The following is a 5,177-nucleotide window of genomic DNA, read 5'->3' as shown; positions in this document are numbered from 1 at the left end:
GCCAGTGCGATCAGGGCGGCGGAACCGATTGCGCCCGCCTGGAGTGCGATTGACTTTCTGCGAGTCATTTTCCGTTACCTCATCTTGTGGTGGTGCTCAGAAGGTCCGGGACGGCGGGACACCGTGATCGTGTGAAAACTCTGGGACTCTTCTTCCCGCGCTGTGCGTATGACACTACGAGAAACATCCGGCGTTAATCATGAAATCGGTGTTTTTGTTTACAAAACCCTTATCGGTCCACGGCGGTGGCGACGTTTGCCGCACGCGCTATATCCAGGACTTCTGCCTAGGTCGTCCCACAAAAGATGAGATGAAAATAAGTGCAAGAACCAGTGTGATTGCGGCACCTAGAGACGAAAATAAAAGTCGAAACGTGGCTCAAGGTGTGAGACAGACAACAGCTTGCCGGGCGACAGCGTTGGACGCTGCGAGAGGCGAGTTCGGCGTTTTAGACGCCGAAACCCCGGTCAGCGACCCGCTCGCCACCGTAAGATCGGGAGCAGAACCGCTGCAATTGGAGCCGCGCCCAGTGATCTCGCAATGGAGTCGAAACCACCCGGACGACAACGACATGATCAGGAATGTCCACACGCGCGCAATGCGCGGGGACATTGCCGAGGCCGAGTCGATCCTCGGCGAACTAGCGAGCCCGGCTGACAAGCTGTGGCCGCGGTGGCGGTGGCCGGCGTTGCTCCTTGATCGAGGACTGCAGGTGGGCAGTCGTGGTGGGCACGGTTCCGTGCGTTATCGCGTGGTCGAGGTGGAGCCGCGGAGAGTCAGGTTCGGTTTCGCCCCGCGATCACTACTTCGCGGCGAACACGAACTATCGGTCCGCATCGCCGGGCAGGGGACGTTCAGACGGCCGCCTGGTGAAGGGGACGAGGCCAGGCCCGGATGGATGAACCTCGAGTGGCAGCATCGCCTCGACGTCGCCGCGAACCTCCCGGACACCGTGTTCCGCCTCGTCATCCAGCTTCACGACGTACTCGCCGAAGACCTGCTGGACCAGGCCGAACGACTTCTCACCGGGGTCGAGAAGGAGCCGCGGGCGATGGGAGCGCGACTCGGCACGATCCACCGGGTCTACCGCGCACTCGATCGGGAACGCTAGCGCGGCGTTAGAAGGGCGAATACAACGGCGAAAGGTGAGGGTTTGCAAGGGGCGGGAGCGGTGGCGGCCGGGGTGGGGCGATTTCGTGCTCGCGAGAGCCTCACGGCGGCAGCGCGCGAGGCGTGCTTCGGCAGGCTGGGGAGGAAGTGCAGGAAGGCGAGTGGCCCCGCGCCCGGGGAGGGGCGGGGCCACGTGGTGAGGCGCCGGCGGCGGCTGGAAGGCCAGGCGGGGCGGCGGCGCCGCGGCCTCTGCCGGACTAGAAGGTGGAGGCGTCGATGACGAATCGGTAGCGGACGTCCGAGGCAACGACTCGTTCGTAGGCGGAGTTGATCTCGGAGGCCGAGATGAGTTCGATCTCCGCCGTCACACCGTGTTCTGCACAGAAGTCGAGCATCTCCTGCGTCTCGGGGATCCCGCCGATGAGCGAGCCGGTGAGCACGCGGCGCGCGTGGGTGAGGGTGAACGCCGACAGGCTGAGCTTCTCGATGGGCAAGCCGATCTCGACGAAGACGCCGCGGGTGCGGAGCAGGCCGACGTAGGCGTCCATCGGCAGATTCGCGGACACCGTGTTGATGATGAGGTCGAAGGACCCGCGCAGCGACTTGAGGTTCTCCTTGCCCTCTTCGCCGCCGGTGGCGAAGTGTTCGGTCGCGCCGAAGCGCAGGGAGTCCTCGCGCTTGGACGTGGTCTGCGATAGAACCGTGACCTCGCAGCCCATCGCCGCGGCGAGTTTGACGCCGACATGGCCGAGGCCTCCCATGCCGATGATCGCGACCTTGGTGCCGGCGCCGGCGTTCCACTGGCGAAGCGGCGAGTACATCGTGATGCCGGCGCACAGCAGCGGTGCGGCCGCATCGGCGGGCAGCGACTCGGGGATGCGCAGGACCATGCGCTCATCGATGACGGTCGCCGCGCTGTAGCCGCCCTGCGTGATCGAGCCGTCGACGTCGACGCCGCCGTAGGTCATGATGGTGCCGTTGTGGCACTCCTGCTCCTGCCCGTCGGCGCAGGCGGGGCAGTCGTGGCAGGAATTAGACATGCAGCCGACGCCCACGCGGTCGCCGACGGAGAACTTGGTGACGTCGGAGCCGACGGCATCGACGCGGCCGACGATCTCGTGGCCGACGACGAGCGGGTACGTCGCCTCGCTCCACTCGCTGCGCGCGGTGTGGATATCGGAGTGGCAGATGCCGGAGTATTCGATGGCGATGCGCACATCGCGCGGGCCGACGGCGCGGCGCGAGATCGTCTGCGTCTCGAGAGGGGCGTCGGGCGCGACGGCGGCGACGGCGGGCACGGCATCGAGGCGGTCGAGATTCTCGGCGCCCGGCAGGGTGGAAGCGGTAGTCATATCGGGGGTTCTCCCAGCATGGTTGACGGCGCGGCGGGGTGGCCGCACGGACGATTGTTTCGCACAAGCGAGGCTACGCCTTGAGTCCGGCGTGCGGCAGCGGCGGAAGGGCCGGTGGCCGGCGGCAGGCGCGAGGCGTGGCGGACGCTAGGCGAGGGAGTCGAGCCAGCGCTGCCAGCGGTCGGAATCCCAGTCGCTCGGTGCGTCGGTGGGCTCTGCGAAACGGGCAGCGAGCTGCGCGTTCGAGGTTGCCTCGGAGGCCGATTCGCCGGCCGGAAAGCAATAAACGTTGAGCGTGCCCACCCCGGGCGAGGACAGTGCGAGCACCGCGGCGCCCTCGGCGGAGTGGAGGACGGTACCGGCTACGCGGCCGGCGCGCGAGGCGGCGTCGACGTGGGTCCCGGGTTCGGCGCCCGCCGGGATGCCGAGCGCCTTTGCCGCGCGCGCCCACAGCGCTTCGACCGATCCGGGGCGGACATCGGACAAGGCCTGGGTGGTGCGGACTCCGCCGTCAGGAAACGCGCTGAGGCGATGGGCGAGGCAGTGCATGGCCTGGGTCCAGCCGGTCTCCGACTCCTCGGCGGAGGCGCGGTCGAGCTGGGAGTCCTGCTCGAAGCCCGAGCGGAGGGTGATGAGCGTGCCGGAGCCGGACTCGGCTACCTCGAAAGAGGTGAGCCACGGGTCGACGGGCATGCCCGGCCCCATCCAGTCGCGCTCGACGTAGGCGAAGCGCCCCGCGCCGAATGCCGAGGGCGCGCGGTACTCGGTGACGGTGCCGCGGGTGGCCATGTCGGCGAACTCGGGCGAATCCGGGCCGACGGTGGGGTCGAGGCCCTGGAGCAGCTCGCCGCCGACCTCGGGCTCGAGCGTGGTCGGGGAGAACCACGCCGAGATGCCGTCGGCGGTGGCAACCTCGGTGAACGCGCGGGCGGGCGCGACGTCCACGCGCGCCTCGACGACGAGCCACACCCCTGCCGTCGAATCGATCCTGGCGTTGATATCGAACATGGGCCTCGCTTCGATCGTGGTGGCTTTGGGTGGGGCTGTGGCTGTGTCTGTGTCTGTGGGTGGGGCGCTCGTCGGTTCCGGGCGGCGATTACCTGCCGCGTCCTGGTAAATCCTATGATGACAGCGTGCCCGAGCACCAGCGTCGCACCCGCGACATCGATCGCCTCGGCCGACCGGCCAACGCGGCCGCCGGCCTCGCGCTACCTGGTGCCTTTTTCGCGTTTCTCGCAGCTCTGGCAGGTGTCGGGACCCACGGACTCGTCGCCCCGGATTCCCTGGCGCACGCGCCGAGCTTCGACGCCATTTTCTTGCTGACGGCGGGCGCCGCTGTTCTCGGTGGCGGCGCCGGTGCGCTCGTCGGCTTTGCCGGGCGGCTCGCAGAAGCCCTTCCCTCGCGGGCCGGCCGCGCGTTCTCGCTGGCCGCGGGCCCGCGGCTGCTCGGACTGCTGTTGCCGGTGACGGCCGGGCAATGGTTCGCGCACGCCGTGCTCGAGGCAGACCACATGCTTGCCGGGAGTGCCGGCGCTGGCGCCGCGGGCGCGGCTGCATTGCACGGCGGTCATGGCGGCCACGCAGGTCACGGGGTGCCGGCTGGTGTCGCCGGCAGCGGCGGCGACGCATCCGCAGCCTCCGGCGCGCTGGCCGGGGGACCGGCGCATGCCGGCGGCGCCGAGATGGTGCTGCCGATGCTTCTCGCCCACGCCGCCGGCGTACTGGTGTGTCTGGCGGTGAGCATCATCGTGCGGCGGGCGCTGCGGCGCCTCGTCGGACGCGTCACCACGGCGCTTCCGCGGCCGACGCTTCCTGTGGCCGCACGGGGGATTCTTGGCTCCGCCGTCATAGGTGGGGGACTTTCCGGTTTCGCGCCGGCAGCGCCGCGAGCGCCACCGTCCCAGCTCGCGCTCGCCGCCTAGCAGTATTCGCTGCGTGCGGAGGGCGACAGGTTCACCCAAGCTCCGGAAGTCGCCGGCGTGCATCCGTACCGCCGCGCGCCCGGAGAACCCACTTTCGCACCCTGAGCAGGAGACTCTCCATGGGACACCACATTTCTTTCCGTAGCGCCATCCTCCCGTTTTCCGTCGCCGCCGCATTATCGCTGACGGCCTGCGGCGCCCAAGACGCCCAGAATGCCCAGAACTCAGCTGAGAGCTCGGCGACCACGAGCGCCGCAGAAGCGGGCGCCGAATCCGGCGCAGACCAGGCCGGCGAGGGCGCGGTGACGCTCGAAGGCGCCTGGGTCAAGGCGACCGACGAGGACATGACCGCGATCTTCGGGACGCTCGAGAATTCCTCGGACGCCGCCGTGACGCTCGAATCCGCGGAGGTCGACGTTGACGCGGACGCCGAGATGCACGAGGTCGTGCAGGAGGCCGGATCCTCGGTGATGAAGCCCGTCGATGGCGGGCTCGAGATCCCCGCCGACGGCGAGCTGAACCTCGAGCCGGGCGGATACCACATCATGCTCGTCAATCTCGGCGAGCCGATTACGCCCGGACAGGATCTCAAGCTGACGCTGCACTTCTCCGATGGCTCCGAGAGCGCCACGACCGTGCCCGCCCGCGCGTTCGAGGGCGCGCAGGAGGAGTACCACGCCGGCGACGATGAAGAGGGCATGGACCACGGAGACATGAACCACGGTTCCGAGGGCAATGACCACTGAGCCCCGCCCCGACGAGACTCGACACACCAACGAAAAGAACACACGAA

At 68.4% G+C, this 5,177-nt stretch carries 7 protein-coding genes; 5 read left to right on the top strand and 2 right to left on the bottom strand.

Annotated elements, in window-relative coordinates; translation table 11 throughout:
* The first annotated feature begins 571 nt into the window (after positions 1-571).
* Entirely contained in the window at positions 572-1,111 is a 540-nt protein-coding gene (locus K8V11_RS09140) for a hypothetical protein (RefSeq protein ID WP_303913029.1), read from the top strand.
* Positions 1,112-1,367: 256 nt separating this feature from the next.
* Here K8V11_RS09140 and K8V11_RS09135 read toward each other — a convergent pair whose 3' ends face one another.
* Both K8V11_RS09135 and K8V11_RS14680 read right to left on the bottom strand, forming a co-directional pair.
* Entirely contained in the window at positions 1,368-2,462 is a 1,095-nt protein-coding gene (locus K8V11_RS09135; RefSeq protein ID WP_303913026.1) for an NAD(P)-dependent alcohol dehydrogenase, read from the bottom strand.
* 147 nt (positions 2,463-2,609) lie between these two features.
* Positions 2,610-2,765 carry a hypothetical protein gene (locus tag K8V11_RS14680; protein WP_369693064.1) on the bottom strand — a complete coding sequence of 52 codons (156 nt, stop codon included), beginning with the start codon at positions 2,763-2,765 and terminating at the stop codon, positions 2,610-2,612.
* Between the two features lie 118 nt (positions 2,766-2,883).
* Here K8V11_RS14680 and K8V11_RS14675 point away from each other — a divergent pair, with 118 nt between their 5' ends.
* The 4 genes from K8V11_RS14675 (at position 2,884) to K8V11_RS09120 (ending at position 5,130) form a co-directional block, all read left to right on the top strand.
* Positions 2,884-3,186 (top strand): excisionase, encoded by a 303-nt coding sequence (locus K8V11_RS14675; protein WP_369693065.1) that lies wholly within the window; start codon positions 2,884-2,886, stop codon positions 3,184-3,186.
* Between the two features lie 63 nt (positions 3,187-3,249).
* The gene (locus tag K8V11_RS14670; protein WP_369693063.1) at positions 3,250-3,579 is read left to right on the top strand and encodes a hypothetical protein; all 330 of its coding nucleotides are present in this window, start codon (positions 3,250-3,252) and stop codon (positions 3,577-3,579) included.
* A gap of 16 nt (positions 3,580-3,595) precedes the next feature.
* A complete protein-coding gene (locus tag K8V11_RS09125; RefSeq protein WP_303913021.1) occupies positions 3,596-4,384 on the top strand; it encodes a hypothetical protein in 789 nt (262 codons plus the stop codon).
* Positions 4,385-4,503: 119 nt separating this feature from the next.
* Positions 4,504-5,130 (top strand): copper chaperone PCu(A)C, encoded by a 627-nt coding sequence (locus K8V11_RS09120; RefSeq protein WP_303913018.1) that lies wholly within the window; start codon positions 4,504-4,506, stop codon positions 5,128-5,130.
* Positions 5,131-5,177: the final 47 nt, after the last annotated feature.

The sequence above is a fragment of the Dietzia timorensis genome, from assembly GCF_020742175.1.
GTDB classification, from domain to species: domain Bacteria; phylum Actinomycetota; class Actinomycetes; order Mycobacteriales; family Mycobacteriaceae; genus Dietzia; species Dietzia timorensis_A.
The sequence above is the reverse complement of the archived record's forward strand: the minus strand, read 5'-3'. Positions and strand labels throughout refer to the sequence as shown.